We start from the raw sequence: 20373 nt of genomic DNA, 5'->3' as shown, positions 1-20373 counted from the left end.
GAAAGTCATGTTCGACATCGCAGTCCCGGCCATGATCGGCGTCGCGCTGATCGTCGTCCTGGGGATCGTCTTCACCATTCTCTACAAGCGCGCCACGCGCGACGAGGCCTTCGTGCGCACCGGCCTCGGCGGCAAGAAAGTCGTGCTCGACGGAGGCGCCATGATCCTGCCGATCTTCCATTCCTATGCCAGCGTCAATTTGAAGACGCTGCGGCTCACTGTCGAGCGCAAGGAGCGGGAATCCCTGATCACCAAGGACCGCTTGCGTGTCGACATCGTCGCCGAGTTCTACGTCCGCGTCCGCCCCGACGAGGAGAGCATTGCGCTCGCAAGCCAGACGCTGGGCGCGCTGACCAATGATGCGGAGGCGCTGCGCAACCAGGTCGAGGCCAAGTTCGTCGACGGCCTGCGCTCGGTGGCTGCGACCATGAGCATCCTGGAACTGCAGGAGAAGCGCTCGGACTTCGTCAAGCATGTGCAGTCAACCGTCGAGTCGGACGTGAAGTCGAACGGGCTCGAGCTTGAATCGGTGTCGCTGACCAAGCTGGACCAGACCGACGTCAAGTTCTTCAACCCGGAGAATTTCTTCGACGCAGAAGGTCTGACCCAATTGAAGACGGTCACCGAGACCCGCCGCCGCGACCGCAATGCGATCGTGCGCGACAACGAAGTGGCGATCGCTCAGAAGGACCTGGAGGCGCGGCAGCAGACCCTCGGGATCGAGCGGACCAAGAAGGAGGCCGAGCTGTCGCAGGAGCGCGACATCGCCAACAAGACCGCAAGCACCCGCGCAGAGGTCGCAACCGCGACGCAGACCGCGCGCCTGACCGAGGAGAACGCCCGCATCGATACCGACAGGGCGGTCGCCGAGAAGGAGGCGGGCGCCAAGCAGGTCAAGGAAACGGCGGTGATCGAGTCGGACCTGGCGATCAACAAGCGCAAGACCGACGCGCAACGCGAGATCCAGATCGCGACCCAGGAGAACGAGATCCAGATCGCAGCCAAGAGCAAGCAGACCTCCGAAGCCGTGGCCGAAGCCAAGACCGCCGAAGCGCTCGCGGTCTCCGCGGAGGAAAAGGTCGTCACCGCGCGCGCCGTCGAGGTCGCCGATCGCGCCCGTCTCACCCAGGTGCTTGCCGCGCGCACCGAGGCCGAGCGCAAATCGACCGAGCTGATCGTCGCGGCCGAGGCCGAGAAGAAGGCCTCGCTCGATCGCGCCGAGGCCGTCAAGACGCTGGCCACCGCGGAAGCGGAGTCCAACAAGATCAAGGCCGTCGGCGTTCGCAATATCGGTGAAGCCGAGGCTGCCGTCATCACCATGAAGAACGAGGCTCAGAACAAGCTCGGAAGCAACGTCATCGATTTCGAGATCGCCAAGAAGCGGATCGAGATGACGCCCTCGGCGCTGGCCGAGATGGTGAGGCCGATCGCCAACCTCAAGGATGTCCGCATCCTGCACACCGGCGGCGCCTTCGGCGGCAACGGCAATGGTGCAGGCGGCAGCAATGTCGGCTTCGGCGAAGGGCTCGCCGGCGAGCTTCTGAAGGTGCACGCGCTGCGCCCGATGATCGACGAGATCCTGCGCCAGAGCGGCTTCGCGCCGGGCGAGGATCCCGTGAAGGCGCTGGTCGGCGCAGTGACGGGGAAGGGCAACGGCGCCGCGGTGCCCGCGCCCGCACCGGAGAAAACAAACGCCGCCGATCTATGAATGCCCGTTCATTGCTGCGGAGAATTCGAAACGATAGAAGCAGGCCGTGCGCGTCTCGCGTCGCGCACATCTTCCGGAGTGCTGGTTGATGGTGTCTTGAAGCCGTCGATCACGCTCCGGACGACTCTTTCAAGGCAACGCCATTTGTTGCCACGGCGCCTGCGCCGATCGACGCCAGGCGCTTAACAGGCTGTTTCGATCGGGAGATTTTCAATGAAGTATTTTCTGTCCGGACTGATCGCGATCGGCCTTGCGATCGCCGCCGCGCCGTCGTTGGCGGCCGATGCCCGCAACGTCACCGTCGTCAACGAGACCGGCTATGCCATCAAATTCCTCGGCTTCAACGCGCCCGACGATGGCCTGGATGAATGGGAGAACGAGCTCGAAAAGGTTTTGCAGAACCAGGCGAGCACCTATGTCGAGTTCGACGAGGACGACCAGGGATGTGTCTGGAACATCCGCGTCGACTGGCAGAACTATGACGAGGCCGTGCTCTGGAAGAACGTCAACCTCTGCAAGATCACCGCGCTTCGGCTGCGCTACGACTCCGGCACCAAGACCACGTCGTTCCTGGCCGAGTAGCTCGACCTGACATGGCCGGAGGAGGGGCCGCTTCCCGGCCCTTCCTCAGGCGCGTTTCGGAAGATGACGAATTCCTCCTTTGCAAGCGCAACCGGCTTTGTTATACGCAGCCGCGCGCGAACGACTGGTTCGCCCTTTCCTCGGTAGCTCAGCGGTAGAGCATCCGACTGTTAATCGGATGGTCGCTGGTTCGAATCCAGCCCGGGGAGCCAAATTTCATTTTATTATCAGTGATTTGCGCCCAGATCCTGCGTTTCGGCGCGAGGTCATTGCCGCAGCTCATCAAACGGATGTGTGCGTTGGCACCGCGGCGTCACGGCAACGGCGCCAAATCGACTCAATTCGAATTGAGCTTTGCGGCTGCCGGGTCCTCGCGGAGCTGATTCCCATGACAGACGTCCAGATTCACCAATCAAGCTTGGCTCCCTCGATTCTGCCGGCCGATATCCCCGAGCTGAGCGACGACGAATGCCTCGCACGGCTTGCACGGGCCGTCGAGACGCCAGATTCGGCCCGGCTGGACGAGGTCGCGGCGCTGATCGGCCGCCTCGCGGTCGCGATCGAATAGACCTTGCCTCCTGATGCCGTGAGTTGCATGCGCCGGGGCTCGCCCGGGCGAACGGACGTGTTGCGTTTTCGCAGAGCCTGTTCCAAAGATGCCGCCAATTTCCGTCCGCGGCATCGTCCGCATTGCAGGGTCCGCAAATGTCCGGTTTCTCGACCGCGCGCCAAAAAATGGTCGATGGCCAGGTGCGCACCAATGACGTCACCGACCGTCGTATTCTCGACGCCATGCTCACCGTTCCGCGCGAGGCCTTCGTGCCGACCAGCCGGCAGGCGTTGGCTTATCTCGACCTCGACCTCGATGTGAGCGAGGGGGCTGCCAAGCGGTTCCTGATCAAGCCGGCGCTGACCGGCAAGCTGCTCCAGGCCGCCGATATCGGTGAGGGGGACAGTGTGCTGGTGGTCGGCTGCGCCTCCGGCTATCTCGCCGCACTGGCCGCCCGGCTGGCGCGCCAGGTCACTGCGACGGAATGTGATTCGGCCCTCGCCGCGAAGGCCAAGGAGACCTTGGCCGCCCTTGGGATCGCCAATGTGACCTGCAAGGCCGCGGCCTGCACCGACGGCGATGCATCCGCCGCCCCCTATGACGTGATCCTCGTCAACGGCGCGGTCGAGGTGACACCGGAAGGGCTGCTCGGACAGCTCAAGGAGGGTGGGCGCCTGGTGGGGGTCTCGGCCGAATCCAGGCCGCCGCGGGCCATGATCGTGACCCATACCCATGGTGAATTCGGCCATCGGGCGCTGTTCGATGCGGCCGCCCCGGTCCTTCCCGGGCTGGAACGGGCCGCCGCCTTCGTCTTCTGACCGCCGGGCCCGTTAAAATCCCGTTCCGAATCAGAAGTGTGGCAGGGATGCTGCACGTGAAGAGTTTCCACCGAGGACCACCGTTAGGTAGTTCCGTCGCGCTCGACTGCGTCCTATGTTGCGACGGGGCAACGACTCCACTGGGATACGGTAACCAGGTTCGCGGGCACGAGCCTGACGTGAGAATGAACGGAACTTAAGGGATGCATGGGGTGAAGCTCTTCACCGGAGCTGCGGTTTCGGTCCTGTTGCTGGCGCTGGCCGGGCCGACGCCTGCCTTGGCCGATACGATCGAGGCCGCGCTGGTGCGCGCCTATCAGAACAATCCGCAGCTCAACGCACAGCGCGCCCAGGTGCGCTCGACCGACGAGAACGTGCCGCAGGCACTTTCGGGCTATCGCCCCAGGGTCTCGCTGACGGCAAGCGGTGGCTACCAGTACTCGGACTTCAAGAGCAGCAGCATCAGCCCTCCGGTTCACGGGACCGGCATTCCGCGGAGCGTGGGACTGACGGCTTCCCAGACGTTGTACAACGGCAACCAGACTGCCAATCGGACGCGCGCCGCTGAGAGCCAGGTGTCCGGTGCCCGCGAGGCGCTGCGCAGCCTCGATCAAAGTGTGGTGCTCCAGGCCGCCACGACCTATATGGATTATCTGCGCGATTCCGCCACGCTCGAAGTCCAGCGCAGCAACGTGCGCGTGCTTGAGCAGACGCTGAAGCAGACCCGCGACCGTTTCAATGTCGGCGAGGTGACACGAACCGACGTCGCGCAATCGGAAGCGCAGCTGGCAGCCGGCAAGACTCAGGCACTCACCGCCGAAGCGAATCTCACCACAACGCGCGCGAACTTCCGTCGCATCATCGGCAACGAGCCGACGAATCTCGCGCCGGGCTCGCCTGTCGATCGGTTCCTGCCTCCGACGCTCGCTTCGGCCATCGAGCTCAGCCTGGTCGAGCATCCTAACGTGACGGCCGCAATGTTCGGAATCGACGTCAACTTTCTGCAGGTCAAGGTCGCCGAGGGCGCTCTGCTGCCGACAGTCACGTTGCAGGCCAGCGCCACGCAGTCGTACGAGCAGTCGCTGATCCAGTACAGGGCGTTCAACGCAGCCGCGATCGCGCAGGTCTCGGTGCCGATTTATCAGGGCGGCGGTGAATATTCGCTGATCCGCCAATCCAAGGAAAACCTGGCGCAGCAGCGCCTCAACCTCGAAACCACGCGCGACCAGACTCGCGCGAACGTGGTGCAGTTCTGGGGTACCTTGCAGGCCGGCAAGGCACAGGTGCAGTCGGCTCAGGCGCAGGTGACGGCGTCCGAGATCGCACTGAACGGCGTGCGGGAAGAAGCAAAGGCGGGCCAGCGCACCACGCTCGACGTCCTCAACGCGCAACAGGCGCTGGTCAATGCGCGCGTCGCGCTGGTGACCGCGCAGCACGACCGTGTCGTTGCATCCTATAACGTCCTCGCGGCCGTCGGCCGTCTGTCGCCGCAGGTGCTCGGCCTGGCGACCACGGTCTATGATCCCAGCGTGCACTACCATCAGGTCCGCGACAGCTGGGCCGGTGTGCGTACGCCCGACGGACGCTGATTTCCGTCGTGATCCGATCGGCCTCGCACATTGCCGAGGCCGATCGGCGCTTTGCTTGCAATCATCAAAATCCCTGACATAGCCTTGCCAAGATGATGCGGGTCGATTCGCCCCGTATCGATGCCGTGTGCGTGAAGCTTGAGTGCAGCGGGCAGGGGCGCACCGCCGCACGTTGAGCCGTGATCTGGGGACAAGTCGGGCTGCCGCGACGAAAATGTCGGGCCGTCGTTCCGGAACCGGCCAATCCTGTCGTGCTTGGTGTAAAACAACGCATGCGAGGGCGTTGATGATGTGGAGTCGGAGATGACGCAGCCTGCAAAGGTCACAGAACCCTCGATGGAGGAGATTCTGGCCTCGATCCGGCGCATCATTGCCGACGATGAGGCCAAGCCTCCGCCGACAGAGGCCGCCAAGCCCGAGAAAGCTGCGGCGCCCGCCGCGCCGCCAAAGCCGCAGGCGATGAACGACATTCCACCTTCCAAGGTCGTTCCGCCCAAACCCGCCGCCGAGAAGCCCGCACCGCCGCCGGCCGCAAAGCCGGCGCCGCCACCCGCACCTGCGGCCGACGCATCCAACAGTCAGGACGATATCGACGCGCTGCTGGCGGGGCTCGATGCGGCCACGCCTGCGCCCGAGGTCCGGGCTCCGGAGCCCGAGCCTGAGCCAGAACCGGACGTGCTCGAGCTGACCGACGAGATGGCGATGGACCCCGCGCCGACACCGGCTCCACCGCCACCCAGCTTCCGCAAGGTCGAGCCGCGGGACGATCTGGAATTCGCCGAATCGCCGCCGGCGCGCCCTGCGCCGCCGCCGTCTTACGCGCCGGTGGACTTCGACGTCCCGCCGCTGCCGCCGCAACAGCCGATCCTCGCGCAATCGACGGTCTCCGCGGTCGAATCCGCCTTCAACTCGTTGGCCCATACGGTGCTGAGCAGCAATGCGCGGACGCTGGAGGATCTGGTCAAGGAGATGCTGCGTCCGATGCTGAAGTCCTGGCTCGATGACAACCTGCCGGGCCTCGTTGAACGCATCGTGAAGGCCGAAATCGAGCGGGTCTCGCGCGGCGGTCGCTGAGAAGGGCCGCGCGGCCCCGATAAAGCCCCGCTCCTGCGTCATATTCGGCCTGCGGCCCGGGTCGGAAACGCCCGCCGTTGAGCTTCCCGTTGACTTGAACCGCGCGCGCGGCTTTCTAGCAGCCCCATGATCGAGAAAAATTACCAGCCGGCCGATATCGAAACCCGCATGTCCGTGGTGTGGGAGGACAGCCTTGCCTTCAAGGCCGGCCGCCCCGACCGCCGCGATGCCGCGCCCTTTACCATCGTGATCCCGCCGCCGAACGTGACGGGCTCGCTGCACATGGGCCACGCCCTCAACAACACGCTCCAGGACATCCTGTGCCGCTTCGAGCGCATGCGCGGCCGCGACGTGCTGTGGCAGCCCGGTACCGACCATGCCGGCATCGCCACCCAGATGGTGGTCGAGCGGCAGCTGATGGAGCGCCAGCAGCCCGGCCGTCGCGAGATGGGCCGCGAGAAGTTTCTCGAGCGGGTCTGGGAGTGGAAGGCCGAGAGCGGCGACACCATCATCAACCAGCTCAAGCGCCTCGGGGCGTCCTGCGACTGGTCGCGCGAACGCTTCACCATGGACGAGGGCCTCTCGAAGGCCGTCATCAAGGTGTTCGTCGAGCTGCACCGTGACGGCCTGATCTACAAGGACAAGCGGCTGGTGAACTGGGACACCAAGCTGCTGACCGCAATCTCCGATCTCGAAGTGCAGCAGACCGAGGTCAAGGGCAGCCTCTGGTATCTGCGCTATCCGATCGAGGGCAAGAATTTCAGCCCCGACGATCCCTCGAGCTTCATCGTCGTCGCCACCACGCGCCCCGAGACCATGCTCGGCGACACCGGCGTTGCCGTGCATCCCGAGGACGAGCGCTATCAGAAGCTGGTCGGCACGAACGTGATCCTGCCGCTGGTCGGCCGCAAGGTGCAGATCGTCGCCGACGAGTATTCCGATCCGGAGAAGGGCTCGGGCGCGGTGAAGGTGACGCCGGCGCACGACTTCAACGACTTCGAGGTCGGCAATCGCCACGGCTTGCGCCGCATCAGCGTGCTTGACAGGGAAGGCTGTCTCGATCTCCTCGACAACGAGGATTACCTGCGCGACCTCCCCGAGGGCGCATCGCAATTCGCCGAGGAGTTCCATAAGGTCGACCGCTTCGCCGCGCGCAAGCGCATCGTCGAGCGGCTGGAATCGTTCGGCTTCGTCGAGCGGATCGAGCCGCACACCCACATGGTGCCGCACGGCGACCGTTCCAACAGCGTGATCGAGCCCTATCTCACCGACCAGTGGTACGTCGACGCCAAGACTCTGGCCAAGCCGGCGATCGCAGCGGTGCGCTCGGGCGAAACCACCTTCGTGCCGAAGAATTGGGACAAGACCTATTTCGACTGGATGGAGAACATCCAGCCCTGGTGCATCTCGCGCCAGCTCTGGTGGGGTCATCAGATCCCGGCCTGGTACGGTCCGGACGGCAAGGTGTTCGTCGCCGAGACCGAGGAGGAGGCCGTCAGCCACGCGCTTGGCTATTACGTCGAGCAAGAGGTGATCACGGTCGAGCAGGGCCGCGAGATGGCGCTCGACCGCAACAAGCGCGAAGGCTTCATCACGCGTGACGAGGACGTGCTCGACACCTGGTTCTCCTCGGCGCTGTGGCCGTTCTCGACGCTCGGCTGGCCCGAAGACGCGCCCGAGGTGCAGCGCTACTACCCGACCAACGCGCTGGTGACCGGCTTCGACATCATCTTCTTCTGGGTCGCCCGCATGATGATGATGGGCCTGCACTTCATGAAGGAGGTGCCGTTCTCGACCATCTACATCCACGCCCTCGTCCGCGACGAGAAGGGCGCCAAGATGTCGAAGTCGAAGGGCAACGTCATCGATCCCCTCCACCTGATCGACGAATACGGTGCGGACGCGCTGCGCTTCACACTGGCCGCGATGGCGGCGCAGGGGCGCGACATCAAGCTCGCCACCAGCCGCGTCGAGGGCTACCGCAATTTCGCGACGAAACTCTGGAATGCGTCCCGCTTCGCGGAGATGAACCACTGCGCCGTGCCCGCCGGTTTCGAGCCGGCGAAGGCCAAGGAGACGCTGAACCGCTGGATCGCGCATGAGAGCGCGCACACCACGCGCGAGGTGACCGAGGCGATCGAAGCCTATCGCTTCAACGATGCCGCAGGCAGCATCTACCGCTTCGTCTGGAACGTCTATTGCGACTGGTATGTCGAGCTCGCCAAGCCCGTGCTGCTCGGTCCGGACAGCCCGGCCAAGGACGAGACCCGCGCCATGGTCGCCTGGGCGCGCGACGAGATCCTGAAGCTGCTGCACCCCTTCATGCCCTTCATCACCGAAGAGCTGTGGGAGGTGACGGCCAAGCGCGATGGTCTGCTCGCACTGGCCTCTTGGCCGCTGAAGCCGGCCGCGCCGACGCCGGAGCAGCTCGCGATGCTCGCGGCAACGACTGGGCCGACCGATCCCCTGATCTCGCCGGCGTTGATCATGCCGATCTTCGATCATGCCGACTTTACGGACCCTGCGGCGGAAGCCGAGATCGGCTGGGTGATCGACCTCGTCACCCAGATCCGCTCGGTGCGCGCCGAGATGAACATCCCGCCGGCAACGCTGACGGCGCTGGTGCTCGCCGGCGCCTCGGCCGAGACCCGGGAGCGCGCGCCGCGCTGGACTGATGTCATCAAGCGCATGGCACGGCTGTCGGACATGTCCTTCGCTGACCGTGCGCCCGACGGTGCGGTCCAGCTGCTGGTGCGCGGCGAGGTGGCCGCGCTGCCGCTCAAGGGCGTGATCGACGTCGCCGCCGAGCGCACGCGCCTCGACAAGGAGATCGCGAAGGCCGAGGCCGACATCAAGCGCGCCGAGTCCAAGCTGGCGAACGAGAAATTCGTCGCCAACGCGGCCGAGGAGGTCGTCGAGGAGGAGCGTGAAAAGCGCGAGGCCGCGCTGGCGCGCAAGGCCAAGCTGCTCGACGCGCTGGAGCGGCTCAAGCAGGCGTCGTGATGCCGTCGTCATTCCGGGATGGTCCGAAGGACCAGACCTCCGAGCGCAATTGCGCTTCGGGGAATCTCGAGATTCCGGGTTCGGCTCTGCGAGCCGCCCCGGAATGACAACTACCTTGGAAACGGCTTGCTCAGGAATTTCGAGCCCCTGACGCCATAGCGCCAGGGCAACTCGACGGCCTTGGTGATACCGATCCGGATGCCGCTCGCCACCTCCAAATCCTCCGTCCGCGCATGCAGCGCGATCGGCGCGCGGTCGAGGGGCAGGGCGTTGTGGGCGATGGCGATGCCGAGCGCCTCGGTCAGCTTGCCCGGGCCCGAGCACAGCGCATGCACGTCCTGGAGATGGCGGCGCCGGCGCATCGCGGCGATCCCGTGCGTCGGCTCCAGCGCGCGGATCAGCACGGCGCTGGCCGAGCCTTCCTCCTCGCAGACGAAGTTGACGCACCAGTGGATGCCGTAGGAGCGGTAGACATAGGCAAATCCGGGCGGGCCGAACATCACCTGGTTCCGCGGAGTCGGCCCGCGATAGGAATGCGCCGCCGGGTCGGTATGGTGATAGGCCTCGACCTCGACAATGATCCCGCCGACGTCGTCGACGAGGAGGGTTGCGCCGATCAGGTCGGGCGCGACCTCGTGCACGCTGCGGCCGAAAAAGGCCCGCTTCAACGGCTTGCCGAGCCGCGGTGGAGAGGCATTCGATCTTGGAGCCATTCGAGGTGAGAATCGCTTGAGAACAGAGCAGGATATTGCCCATATCTGCCATGTTCCCTGAAGCGGTGCGAGCCGGGTTGCAGCGGGCAGCCAGACCGACTAGGTAGGACCTGAACAGACCGGACACCCAATGGTCGTTATTGTCGATACCATCTCGAACCCGCTGCGCCCACGCCACCCCGAAAAGGTGAACCGGCCCGATTCCGCTTCGCCGCCGAAGCCGGACTGGATTCGCGTGCGCGCGCCCAACACCCGCGGCTATGCCGACACCCGCAACATCGTGCGGGCGAACGGCCTGCACACGGTGTGCGAGGAGGCGGGCTGCCCGAATATCGGCGAGTGCTGGGACAAGAAACACGCGACCTTCATGATCATGGGTGACACCTGCACCCGTGCCTGCGCGTTCTGCAACGTCAAGACCGGGCTGCCCAATGCGCTGGATGCGTCCGAGCCGCAGCACGTCGCGGAGGCAACCGCCAAGCTCGGCCTCGCCCACGTCGTCATCACCTCGGTCGATCGCGACGACCTCGCCGACGGCGGCGCCGAGCATTTCGCAGAGACGATCCGCGCGATCCGCGCCGCGTGCCCGTCGACGACGATCGAGATCCTGACGCCGGACTTCCTGCGCAAGGAAGGGGCGCTGGACGTCGTCGTCGCGGCCAAGCCCGACGTGTTCAACCACAATCTCGAGACCGTGCCGTCACGCTATCTGACGGTGCGGCCCGGCGCGCGCTACTTCCATTCGATCCGGCTGTTGCAGCGGGTCAAGGAACTCGATCCCACCATCTTCACCAAATCCGGGATCATGGTCGGCCTCGGCGAGGAGCGCCACGAGGTGCTCCAGGTGATGGACGACCTGCGCTCCGCCGACGTCGACTTCCTTACCATCGGGCAATATCTCCAGCCGACCCGCAAGCACCACGCCGTGATGCGTTTCGTGCCGCCCGACGAGTTCGCCTCCTACGATAAGGTCGCCTACACCAAGGGCTTCCTGATGGTGTCGGCAAGCCCGCTGACCCGCTCGTCGCACCATGCCGGCGAGGATTTCTCGAGACTGAAGGCAGCGCGGGCTGCGATGGCGCGCTGAGCTCTTATGCATCGAGTTTCGAGCAAGCATCGCGTCAATCACAGCGCGTCCGAGATGTTTGATCTCGTCGCCGACGTCGAGCGCTATCCCGAGTTCGTGCCGCTGTGCAGCGCTCTGAAGGTGCGCCAGCGCATGACGAAGCCGGACGGCACCGAGGTTCTGGTCGCCGACATGACGGTGTCGTTCAAGCTGATCAAGGAATCCTTCACCAGCCGCGTGACGCTCGACCGGGCCAACCTGAAAATCCTCGTCGAGTATCTGAGGGGTCCGTTCAGCAGCCTGGAAAACCGCTGGACCTTCGAGCCGAAGGGCGAGGGCGTCTGCGATGTCGGCTTCTTCCTCTCCTATGAGTTCAAGAGCCGCATGCTGGCGATGCTGATGGGCTCGATGTTCGACGCCGCATTCGCGCGGTTTTCCGCCGCGTTCGAAAAGCGCGCGGACGTGATCTACGGGCGGCCGAAGCTGGCGTCGTCGTAGGCTTTGTGGCTGGGCACGCTCCCTCCGTCGTCATTGCGAGGAGCCCTTGCGACGAAGCAATCCAGAATCCCTCTGCGGAAAGACTCTGGATTGCTTCGCTGCGCTGGCAATGACGAAGCCGCTCAATCCACCGCCTTCACGACATCCGGCGGCTGCGAGGCGTAGTAGGCGGCGGCCTGCTCGATCTCCTGCGGCGTCATCGCGCGCGCGATGTTGCGCATCTGCTGGCTGATGTCGTTGCGCCGCTCGCCGGAGGCGAAGGCCTGGAGCTGGGCCTTCATATAGGCTTCCGACTGTCCCTCGAGCCACGGACTACCGGTTTTGTTGTCGAGGGCGCCATGGCAGGATCCGCAGGGCGCGATGCCCCGCATCGGCGCGCCGTAGATCACGATGTTGGGTTTCGGCAATTGCGGCGTCGGGTGATAGGCCGGAAGCCGCGGCAGATAGGCGTAATAATTGGAGAGATCGGCGATTTCCTGGTCGGTCAGGTTGACCGCGAACGGCGACATCACCGCATTGGTGCGCGCGCCGGAGCGGAAATCGTGCAGCTCCTTGTAGATCACGGCGGCATACTGGCCGGCGAGATTGGGCGAATCCGCGCGGCTGATGCCGGTCGGGCCGTGGCAGATCGCGCAACGCTGCGCCAGCGTGGCACCGCGGCCGATCGCCTCCTGGCTCGGGCGCGAGAGCGTATGCGAGGTCAGCACGACCTCGGAGAGGCGCCTGGTCTGCTCAGGTGCTGCGACGTTCGCCGCGCGCTGCGGCACGCCCGCGGCGCTGCAGATCGCATCCCAGACATTGGCGAACTGAACCCAGGGCTGGGCGAAAGGCAGCACGATGAAGCCGGCAATTGCCGTCACGATCAGGATCGCGGCAGTGATGCCGACGCCGCTCCTGAAATGCCGGTTGTGGAACGTGAAGAGGTCGCGCGCGCTCATCACTGCGCTCCCACAAAGACGGCCGGCACCGAGGTGCCTTCGGTCAGGGCCAGCGTCAGGATCGGATAGCCGTAATTGGTGAGGGTGAGCGCGATCATCAGCGCCACCCACAGCGCGTGCGTGTTGAGCGCGAGCGGCACGGTCGCCTGCTGATGCACGGCCAGCGCGAAGCGGTAGGGACCGGCGTCGGCCTGCGGCGTGCGCATGCCGCGGGCCAGGATGACCAGGAACAGGATTCCGGAGGTCAGGAGAATGAAGCCGCCGATTGCGGAGAGAGTGACCGAAAGCGCCTGCGGCGCGATGGCGGGATCGCCAAAGTCGAAATAGGCCATGCGGCGGGGCATGCCGAGAATACCGACCCAGTGCCAGGGGAACGTCGTGACCATCATGCCGACGAACCACAGCCAGAGCTGGGTGCGGATCATGCGGAGGTCGATCAGCTCGCGCCCCGTCAGATGCGGCCACAGATCATAGGCGATCGCAAAATACATGATGACGATGGCGCCGCCGAAGATCAGGTGGAAATGGCCGGTGATCCATTGCGTGTTGTGAATGGACGCATCGAGCTGATAGCTCATGTTGATGAGCCCACCGGCGCCGCCGAAACCGAGCATGATGAAGGAGAAGGCGAGCGCCAGCATCATCGGATTGTCCCAGGGCAGCGCCCTCATCCAGCCGAACAGGCCACGGCCGCCGCGCAGGCGCGCCGCGATCTCGACCGAGGCGCAGATCGTGAAGACGGTCAGCAGCGTCGGCAGCGCCACCAGCGCCGTGAAGGCCGAATGGATGAACTTGAAGCCGGCGCCGACCTGCGGGTCGCCGAAAGTGTGGTGCATGCCGATCGGCATCGCCACCACCAGGAACAGGATGAAGGAGATCCGCGCCATGCTGTCGGAATAGACGCGGCCGCCGATCGCGCGCGGCACGATGGTGTAATAGGCGATGTAGGTCGGCATCAGCCAGAAATAGACGATGGCGTGCAGCGTCCAGGAGAAGAACACGCGGGCAAGACCCGCGTCGATCGTGGCCTTCAGCCCCGCTGCGACCGGGATGATCTGCAACAAGAGCTCGAGCGCGGCACCGAGCGCGGTCCAGGCCCACAGGTATGACCCCGCGACATTGGCGTACATGGCGAGCGGTACCGCCGCGCCGGGATGAGCCTTTCGCCAGACGTGCAGATTGATCGACATCAGCGCGACCCAGATCCAGGATCCGACCACGACCAGCACGACGCCGAGGTAGTAGAACACATTGCCGATCAGCGGCGGATAGAAGGTATAGAGCACCGAGGCGCGCCCCAGCGCGATCGGGATCACCGCCATGATGCTGCCGATGACGATCAGCCAGAATCCGGTCCAGGCCCAGCGCACGCCGACGAGGCGCTGCTCCAGCGCCGACTCGCTGATGGCGTAACCAAAAGCCATCGCGACCAGGGTCGGGAAGACGTAGCCCATCACCGTGCCATGCGCGGTCAGCGAGCGGTAGTAGAGCTCCGGATTGGACAGCCAGGTGCCGATCGGGCTGCGGATGAACATCTGCCAGGCGCCGAGCGTGAGCGCGACGCCGAACACGGCGAAGGCCAGCCAGAAATGGGCGAGGATGAGCTTCCTATTGGCCAACACAGCTCAACCTCCCGCCGCCCTTCGCGCGATCAGCGAATTCGGTCTTGTCGATGACCCTGACCTTGCCCCACATGCCCTCGTGGCCGAAGCTGCAAAACTCCTGGCAGGGCATCAGATAGTCGCCGGTTCTGGTAAAGCGCATGAGCTGCTCGGAGACGTAGCCCGGCACCAGCATGGTGTTGATATTGGTGCCCTGAACCAGGATGCCGTGCACGACGTCGGCGCTGGTGGCGCGCAGCGTGATCGGCGTATCGACCGGCACCACGATGCAGGCCGGGGTGAAGGAATATTGCTGGCCGATCGCGCGCACCGTCACATTGCCATTGGCCTCCAGCACGCTGCCGAGATTGCTCTCGACGAACTCGCCGGACAGATGCAGCCGGGACGGATCCGTGGTCTCGACGCGCGGCTGCGGCATCGTCGCGCGATGGATGCCCGCGAATGCCGCCAGCAGTGCCATCATCACGATGATGATCACCGCGATGGTGGCCCAGCGCCGCTCGACGCGGGCGGCGACTTCGGCGCTGTGATGGCTTTCCTCCGCGGTCATTGCAGCGATCCGCGCGGCAGGAAGACGAACAGATAGAAGGCGAGCCACATCGCGACGACGCAGGCCGTGGCGATCCCGGCGAGCACGATCGCGCCGGACGGGCCTTGCGCGACGACCTCCTCGACGGCCTGGTCGGCTACGGCTGGGCTGGTCGGCGGATCGGAATTGATCATGACGGATCTCTGGCGTCTCTCAGTTCAGCGGCGCGGAGCGCAGCTCGTTGGCCTCGCGCGCCGAGACCGGCGTGCCGCGATTGCCCCAGGCGGTGCGGATGTAGGAGACCACGGCGGCCACCTCGTTGTCGGAGAGGAGGCCCGCGAACGGCGGCATGCCGTACGGCATCGGATTGCCCTTGGTGCCCGGCGGATAGCCGCCATTGAGCACCATGCGGATCGGATTGACCGCCGACTGCATTTCGATCGACTGGTTGTTGGCCAGCGGCGGCCAGTGCGGCGGCTTGCCTTCGCCCTGCAGGCCATGACAGCTCGCGCAGTTCTTGTCATAGACGGTCTTGCCGAGGCTGATCAGCAGGCTGCTCTCGGTGGTCGGCAACGTCGAACTCGCCGGCGGCGGAGGCGAGGGCTCCGAAATGCCTTTGAGGTACACCGCCATCGCCCTGGTGTCCTCATCGCTCAGATATTGCAGGCTGTTGTGCACGACCTCGGCCATCGGACCGTAGACGACACCGCGCGCCGAAACGCCGGTCTGGAGCAGATCGGTGATGTCCTTGATGCTCCAGTCGCCGAGACCGGCCTCGCGATTGGAGGTCAGCGACGGGGCGTACCAGTTCTGCATCGGAATCAGGCCGCCCTTGAAGGCGTCCGATTGCGCGGTGCCCCCGAGCGCGTTGATCGGCGAATGGCACATGCTGCAATGGCCGAGGCCTTCGACCAGATAGGCGCCACGATTCCATTCCGCCGACTTGGTCGGGTCGGGCTTGAACTCGCCCTCGCGGAAGAACAGCGTGCGCCAGCCGAGAATGAGCTGGCGGTTGTCGTAGGGGAAGCGCAGGTCGTGCGGTTTGTTCTTCTGGTTCACCGGCGGGATCGAGCGCAGATAGGCGAAGATCGCGTCGCTGTCGGCGCGCGTAACCTTGGTGTAGGACGCAAACGGCATCGCCGGATAGATCAGTCCGCCGTCGGGGAAGCGGCCGCTGTGCATGGTCTTGTAGAAATCGTCCGCACTCCATTTGCCGATCCCGGTGTCGGGATCCGGCGTGATGTTGGAGGTGTAGAGCGTGCCGAACGGGGTCGGCATGGCGCGGCCGCCGGCGAACAGGCGGCCTTCCGGTGCGGTGTGACAGGCGGTGCAGTCGCCGGCGCGGGCGAGATATTCGCCGCGGGCGATGATGTCGCTGGTCTTGTCCTTGTCCTGCGCCTGCGCCGCCGTGGTGAGCGCGGCGAGGGTGAGGAGCATGATCGACAGTTTCGAGCCCATCATCCGCCTCGTCAGTTGGGCTGGCTGCCGCAGCCGAAGGGCAGCGCGTAGGTGCCTTTCGGCACGGGGGCCGGATTTGCAGGCGCCGGCCGCGTCGCGAGCCAGGCCGCAACGGCGGTGACGTCGGCTTCGGTCAGATGACCGGCGACGAGCTGCATGCAGTCGGGCGATTTCGCCGTGCGGGTGCCATAACGCCAGGCGCCGAGCTGCGCACTGATGTAATTGGCACGCAGGCCCAGCAGGCCGGGAATGCCAGGCTGCATGCCCGTGAGCCCCGGGCCGTGGCAGCTCACGCAGGCCGGAATGTTGCGGCCGGCATCGCCGCTGGTCGCGAGCAGCTCGCCGTGCGCGAGCACGTCCTTGCTGACTTCGCTCGGCGCGGACGGCGGCAGCGGCGGATGCTCGCTGGCAAAATACTCCGCCATCGCCTCCAGATACGGATCGGGCAGAAACTCCAGCAGATAGTTCATCGGCGGATATTTGCGCCGGCCGCTGCGGAAGGCGAGGAGCTGGTTGTAGAGATAGCCGGCCGGCTTGCCGGCAAGGCGCGGGAAATAGACGTCGCTGGTGCCTTCGCCCCTGTTGCCGTGGCAGGGCGTGCATGCCTCCACCCGCGCCGCCATCGTGTCCGGCGGCTGGTTGGGCGTTTGCGCTGCCGCATCATCAAAGGCGGCCAAGGTGGCAATGGCGACTGCCAGAGCAAGGTAGCGAGCGAACACGCCGTCGCCCTCCAGGAAGCGGACCAAGTTGATTCCTGATCACAACGTAGAGCGGCATTATTGCGCCAATATGGTCGCACGCAAGATGGGAAAGGGGCGACGACGTTTGGTCGCGGCTGCAGATTTCCGATCCCGATCGATTTCGACAAAATTTGCGTGGTTTTTGAAAAGCAGACGTGACGCCGCGATCTCGCGACCGTCTCGCCCGAGTTTTACATCGTCGTGTCGCCCTCAGGAGTCAGAGGGCGCAGGGAAGACCGGGTGCCGGCCGGGCACCCACGGTCCACTGTGCGAAAGGTGGCTACAAGAATTTGCACAGCGGCATACAGGTGAAGCCAAACATCCGGCCTTCCCTGCGCAGTGGTTTGACGGCTTATGCCGAGTTCTCCCCGGGGAGCGATGCACTATTGCCCCCGTCGCCTTGCAGATGGCTGATGTACGTGCCCGGTCGGGCCGCCACATCACCGCAAGACTTGACGCACAGACCCCGGGCGTCAGGACGACACGGTTTTGCCGTACGCCAGCACCGCACCCGTCGTAGGCGCGCGGCACGCGCTCACGGTTACCCGCCCTGCGATGCCTCTCGCGCCGGTGCTGCCAGCGTCCACCGCGGCTCATCCCGCGTTTCGTGACGATCGCGATACGCCCCTCTGACAGGGATGAGGTGACGGGAGAATGCGCCGATTCCGAATTTCTGTAAAGACGAATATTTCCACCGGTCGCGATTGACCGAGCTTTGGCGTGTTTTGCCCGTCGGGCAACGCAAGGCCTTGTAGCCCGGATGGAGCGAAGCGTAATCCGGGGGCATCTCCGCGAATTCAGAAGGTCCCGGATTGCGCTTCGCTCCATCCGGGCTACGGACCTGCCTTCGACGGGATCATTTTGCGCGGCCGCGAGTTCTCTCCGGATTGTCCGGGCCGGAGCCGCCATGACCATCAATTTCGACACGTTGAAAGCATCGCTCGTCCTATACGGGCTGAACGCGGTCTACGCGATCCTGCTGCTCGCGGTCGGTTGGTATTTGTCCGGCGCAATGCAGCGTTTCGTCACGCGCGTGTTGAGCGTCACGCACCGCGTCGATGCCCTGGTGACCTTGTTCGTCGCGAGCCTCGTTCGCTATGCCGTGCTCGCCGTGGTCGGAATCGCCGTGCTTCAGCTGTTCGGCATCCAGACCGCGAGCCTTGTCGCGGTGCTGGGCGCGACATCACTGGCCATCGGTCTCGCGCTTCAGGGAACGCTCTCCAATCTCGCCGCCGGCGTGATGCTGCTGTTGTTCCGACCATTTCACATCGGCGATGATGTCGAGGTCGCCGGCAAGGCGGGGAAGGTCAGGTCGCTGTCGCTGTTCATGACCGAGTTGGTCGCGCCCGACAACACGCAGATACTCTTGCCGAACGGACAGGTGTGGGGCGCGGCCATCATCAATCACAGCGCCTATCCCGGCACGGGCGAGGTCAAGGTGACGTTTCCAGTCAGGGCAGGCGCGGCCAATGCGCTGGCCGACCAGATCCTGAGAGAGCTGCGCGACGATCCCCGCATCGACGATCGCGCCGCGCCGACGGTCAATGTGTCGAAGGTGATCGCTGCCGATCCCGCAGCGCCCGTGGTGGAATTGACCGTGAGCGCGAAGGTGAGGCCGTCCGATGCCGATGCGGTCAGGCAACGCGTGCTCGATCACGCGAGCGCGCTGCTCGCAGCGGCTTGAGGCGCTTCAGCCTCGCGGCGACCGCGGCGGCCTTCGCTTCACCGCGTGACGTCGCGGCGAGCGGGTGACGCGCGGGCGCAGGCGGCTTGCGGCGGCGCGCTGCGGTTTGGCCGCGACCTGCGGGCCGCGGGCGAGATCCATCAGCATGCGCAGCGCCTCGACCACCGAGCGCTGACGCACGGCGCTGCGGCCGATGGCACCAAACCGGTGCTCGCGGTGGATGATGCGGCCGTCGCGCGCGGCCGCCGCGAAATGCACGAGGCCGACCGGCTTGCCGGGCGTGGCACCGCCGGGGCCGGCAATGCCGGTGATGGCGACCGCGAGATCGACATCGGCACGCTCCAGCGCGCCGATCGCCATCGCGGTTGCGGTCTCCTTGCTGACCGCGCCGAAATTGGTGAGCGTGCTTGCCTCGACCCCGAGCATCGCGCGCTTGGCATCGTTGGAATAGGTGACGAAGCCGCGGTCGATCACGTCGGACGATCCGGGGATGTCTGTCAGCGCGCCGGCGACGAGGCCGCCGGTGCAGGACTCGGCGGTCGCGATCGTCAGCTTCCGCATCCGGCACAAATCGAGCAGCGAGCGGGAGAGGGCGCGTGCGTCGCTGCCGCCCATGGCCTTACGCGCTCCAGGGGAGGCGGATGGTGGCGCTCGCGGTCGCCGCGATGCCTTCCTCGCGGCCGGTGAAGCCGAGCCGCTCGCTGGTCGTCGCCTTCACCGCGACGCGGGAGATGTCGACACCCGAAATCTCGGCGATGCGCGCGCGCATGGTGTCGCGCAGCGGGCCGATCTTGGGCCGCTCGCAGATCAGCGTGACTTCGAGATTGGCGACGCGACCGCCACGCTGCGTAACGCGGTCGATCGCGTATTTCAGGAACTGATCGGAGGAAGCGCCCTTCCACTTGGCGTCGCTGGGCGGGAAGTGCGAGCCGATGTCGCCGTCGGCCAGCGCGCCGAGGATGGCGTCGACCAGCGCATGCAGGCCGACGTCGCCGTCCGAATGAGCCAGGAAGCCCTTCGTATGCGGCACGCGTACGCCGCAGATCATGACGTGGTCGCCTTCGCCGAAGGCGTGCACGTCGTAGCCCGTGCCGGTCCTGATATCGCCGAGCAGGCTGGCAAGGCGCGCTTCCTCGCGCACGAAGTCTTCGGGAGTGGTGAGCTTCATATTGGCAACATCGCCTTCAAAGGTTGCAACCGTCAATCCCGCCCATTCGGCAATCGCGGCATCGTCGGTGAAATCGCTGCGCCCGTCCTTTGCCGCGCGACGATGCGCCTCGAGGATGACGTCGAAACGAAAGGATTGCGGCGTCTGCGCAATTCGCAGCCGCGCCCGGTCCGGCGTGTCCTCGACATGGCCGCTCTCGCCGGTGAGCTTGATGGTGTCGGTGACGGGAACGACGGGAATCGCAGCGCCGGTGCGGCTCGCCGCCTCGATCGCGCGCGAGATCACGCCTTCCGAGACGAAGGGACGCGCGGCGTCGTGGATCAGGACGATGTCGGGCTTGTGCTTTGCGAGTGCCTCCAGGCCGGCCAGTACCGAAGCCTGGCGCGTTGCGCCGCCATTGGCCGGCGGCTCGTGCGCGAGCCCTGTGACCGCTGCCGTGAACATGGCGCCGTCGTCGGGGTTCACCACCGGCTGCACCGCCGACACGTCGGGGTGACGGCTGAAAGCCTCCATGGCGCGATAGATCACGGGCACACCGCCGATCGAGCGATATTGCTTCGGCCCGCCGGCACCGGCGCGCAAGCCGCGACCGGCTGCGACGAGAACGACTGCGGTGCGCTGTGATTTCGCCAT

Annotated in this window: 19 protein-coding genes and 1 tRNA gene; 11 read left to right on the top strand and 9 right to left on the bottom strand. The window is 65.4% G+C overall.

Translation table 11 applies throughout. The features are described from left to right. The first annotated feature begins 7 nt into the window (after window positions 1-7). The 8 genes from GPL20_RS18465 (at window position 8) to GPL20_RS18430 (ending at window position 9324) form a co-directional block, all read left to right on the top strand. The gene (locus GPL20_RS18465) at window positions 8-1708 is read left to right on the top strand and encodes a flotillin family protein (RefSeq protein ID WP_157330924.1); all 1701 of its coding nucleotides are present in this window, start codon (window positions 8-10) and stop codon (window positions 1706-1708) included. A gap of 213 nt (window positions 1709-1921) precedes the next feature. Further along, window positions 1922-2290, top strand: coding sequence for a hypothetical protein (locus tag GPL20_RS18460; protein ID WP_157330923.1), 369 nt, complete (start codon window positions 1922-1924; stop codon window positions 2288-2290). Window positions 2291-2427: 137 nt separating this feature from the next. Further along, window positions 2428-2502 (top strand) — tRNA-Asn (locus GPL20_RS18455). 176 nt (window positions 2503-2678) lie between these two features. Then, window positions 2679-2858, top strand: coding sequence for a hypothetical protein (locus GPL20_RS18450; protein WP_157330922.1), 180 nt, complete (start codon window positions 2679-2681; stop codon window positions 2856-2858). Window positions 2859-2995: 137 nt separating this feature from the next. Then, window positions 2996-3658, top strand: coding sequence for a protein-L-isoaspartate O-methyltransferase family protein (locus tag GPL20_RS18445; RefSeq protein WP_167533093.1), 663 nt, complete (start codon window positions 2996-2998; stop codon window positions 3656-3658). Between the two features lie 203 nt (window positions 3659-3861). Beyond that, on the top strand, window positions 3862-5247 hold the full coding sequence (locus GPL20_RS18440; protein WP_157330921.1) for a TolC family outer membrane protein: 1386 nt from the start codon (window positions 3862-3864) through the stop codon (window positions 5245-5247). Between the two features lie 303 nt (window positions 5248-5550). Beyond that, window positions 5551-6321: a PopZ family protein gene (locus GPL20_RS18435; protein ID WP_157330920.1), complete on the top strand. Its 771-nt coding sequence runs from the start codon at window positions 5551-5553 to the stop codon at window positions 6319-6321. 126 nt (window positions 6322-6447) lie between these two features. Beyond that, a complete protein-coding gene (locus GPL20_RS18430) occupies window positions 6448-9324 on the top strand; it encodes a valine--tRNA ligase (RefSeq protein WP_157330919.1) in 2877 nt (958 codons plus the stop codon). A gap of 110 nt (window positions 9325-9434) precedes the next feature. On the opposite strand, the gene GPL20_RS18420 is transcribed toward GPL20_RS18430, so the two are convergent. Next, on the bottom strand, window positions 9435-10037 hold the full coding sequence (locus GPL20_RS18420; protein WP_157330918.1) for a DNA-3-methyladenine glycosylase: 603 nt from the start codon (window positions 10035-10037) through the stop codon (window positions 9435-9437). A 130-nt stretch (window positions 10038-10167) separates the two neighbouring features. On the opposite strand from GPL20_RS18420, the gene lipA reads away from it, so the two are divergent. Both lipA and GPL20_RS18410 read left to right on the top strand, forming a co-directional pair. Further along, window positions 10168-11124, top strand: a complete 957-nt coding sequence (gene lipA / locus GPL20_RS18415; protein ID WP_157330917.1) for a lipoyl synthase — start codon at window positions 10168-10170, stop codon at window positions 11122-11124. A gap of 6 nt (window positions 11125-11130) precedes the next feature. Beyond that, window positions 11131-11601, top strand: coding sequence for a type II toxin-antitoxin system RatA family toxin (locus tag GPL20_RS18410; protein WP_157330916.1), 471 nt, complete (start codon window positions 11131-11133; stop codon window positions 11599-11601). Between the two features lie 122 nt (window positions 11602-11723). Here GPL20_RS18410 and GPL20_RS18405 read toward each other — a convergent pair whose 3' ends face one another. From GPL20_RS18405 to GPL20_RS18385, 6 genes are read right to left on the bottom strand one after another with little or no spacing between them, the layout of a single operon-like run. Then, entirely contained in the window at window positions 11724-12539 is an 816-nt protein-coding gene (locus GPL20_RS18405) for a c-type cytochrome (protein ID WP_157330915.1), read from the bottom strand. Then, on the bottom strand, window positions 12539-14161 hold the full coding sequence (locus tag GPL20_RS18400; protein ID WP_254125389.1) for a b(o/a)3-type cytochrome-c oxidase subunit 1: 1623 nt from the start codon (window positions 14159-14161) through the stop codon (window positions 12539-12541). Before GPL20_RS18400 ends, GPL20_RS18405 begins: the two co-directional genes overlap by 1 nt. After that, window positions 14148-14711 (bottom strand): cupredoxin domain-containing protein, encoded by a 564-nt coding sequence (locus GPL20_RS18395; protein WP_157330914.1) that lies wholly within the window; start codon window positions 14709-14711, stop codon window positions 14148-14150. The genes GPL20_RS18400 and GPL20_RS18395 overlap by 14 nt, the downstream gene beginning before the upstream one ends. Next, window positions 14708-14884, bottom strand: coding sequence for a hypothetical protein (locus tag GPL20_RS38890; protein WP_167533092.1), 177 nt, complete (start codon window positions 14882-14884; stop codon window positions 14708-14710). Before GPL20_RS38890 ends, GPL20_RS18395 begins: the two co-directional genes overlap by 4 nt. A 19-nt stretch (window positions 14885-14903) precedes the next feature. After that, window positions 14904-16148: a cytochrome c gene (locus GPL20_RS18390; RefSeq protein ID WP_167533101.1), complete on the bottom strand. Its 1245-nt coding sequence runs from the start codon at window positions 16146-16148 to the stop codon at window positions 14904-14906. A gap of 11 nt (window positions 16149-16159) precedes the next feature. After that, entirely contained in the window at window positions 16160-16867 is a 708-nt protein-coding gene (locus GPL20_RS18385) for a c-type cytochrome (protein WP_254125401.1), read from the bottom strand. Window positions 16868-17795: 928 nt separating this feature from the next. On the opposite strand from GPL20_RS18385, the gene GPL20_RS18380 reads away from it, so the two are divergent. Beyond that, entirely contained in the window at window positions 17796-18572 is a 777-nt protein-coding gene (locus tag GPL20_RS18380) for a mechanosensitive ion channel family protein (protein WP_157330912.1), read from the top strand. Window positions 18573-18578: 6 nt separating this feature from the next. Here the strand turns inward: GPL20_RS18380 and GPL20_RS18375 are convergent, their stop codons facing one another. Together GPL20_RS18375 and GPL20_RS18370 are read right to left on the bottom strand one after the other, a co-directional pair. Continuing rightward, window positions 18579-19187, bottom strand: a complete 609-nt coding sequence (locus tag GPL20_RS18375) for a CinA family protein (protein ID WP_157330911.1) — start codon at window positions 19185-19187, stop codon at window positions 18579-18581. A gap of 4 nt (window positions 19188-19191) precedes the next feature. Then, the gene (locus GPL20_RS18370) at window positions 19192-20373 is read right to left on the bottom strand and encodes a bifunctional 2-C-methyl-D-erythritol 4-phosphate cytidylyltransferase/2-C-methyl-D-erythritol 2,4-cyclodiphosphate synthase (RefSeq protein WP_157330910.1); all 1182 of its coding nucleotides are present in this window, start codon (window positions 20371-20373) and stop codon (window positions 19192-19194) included.

Origin of the sequence: Bradyrhizobium cajani, assembly GCF_009759665.1 — a bacterium.
GTDB classification, from domain to species: domain Bacteria; phylum Pseudomonadota; class Alphaproteobacteria; order Rhizobiales; family Xanthobacteraceae; genus Bradyrhizobium; species Bradyrhizobium cajani.
This window is presented reverse-complemented; position numbering and strand designations above follow the sequence as displayed.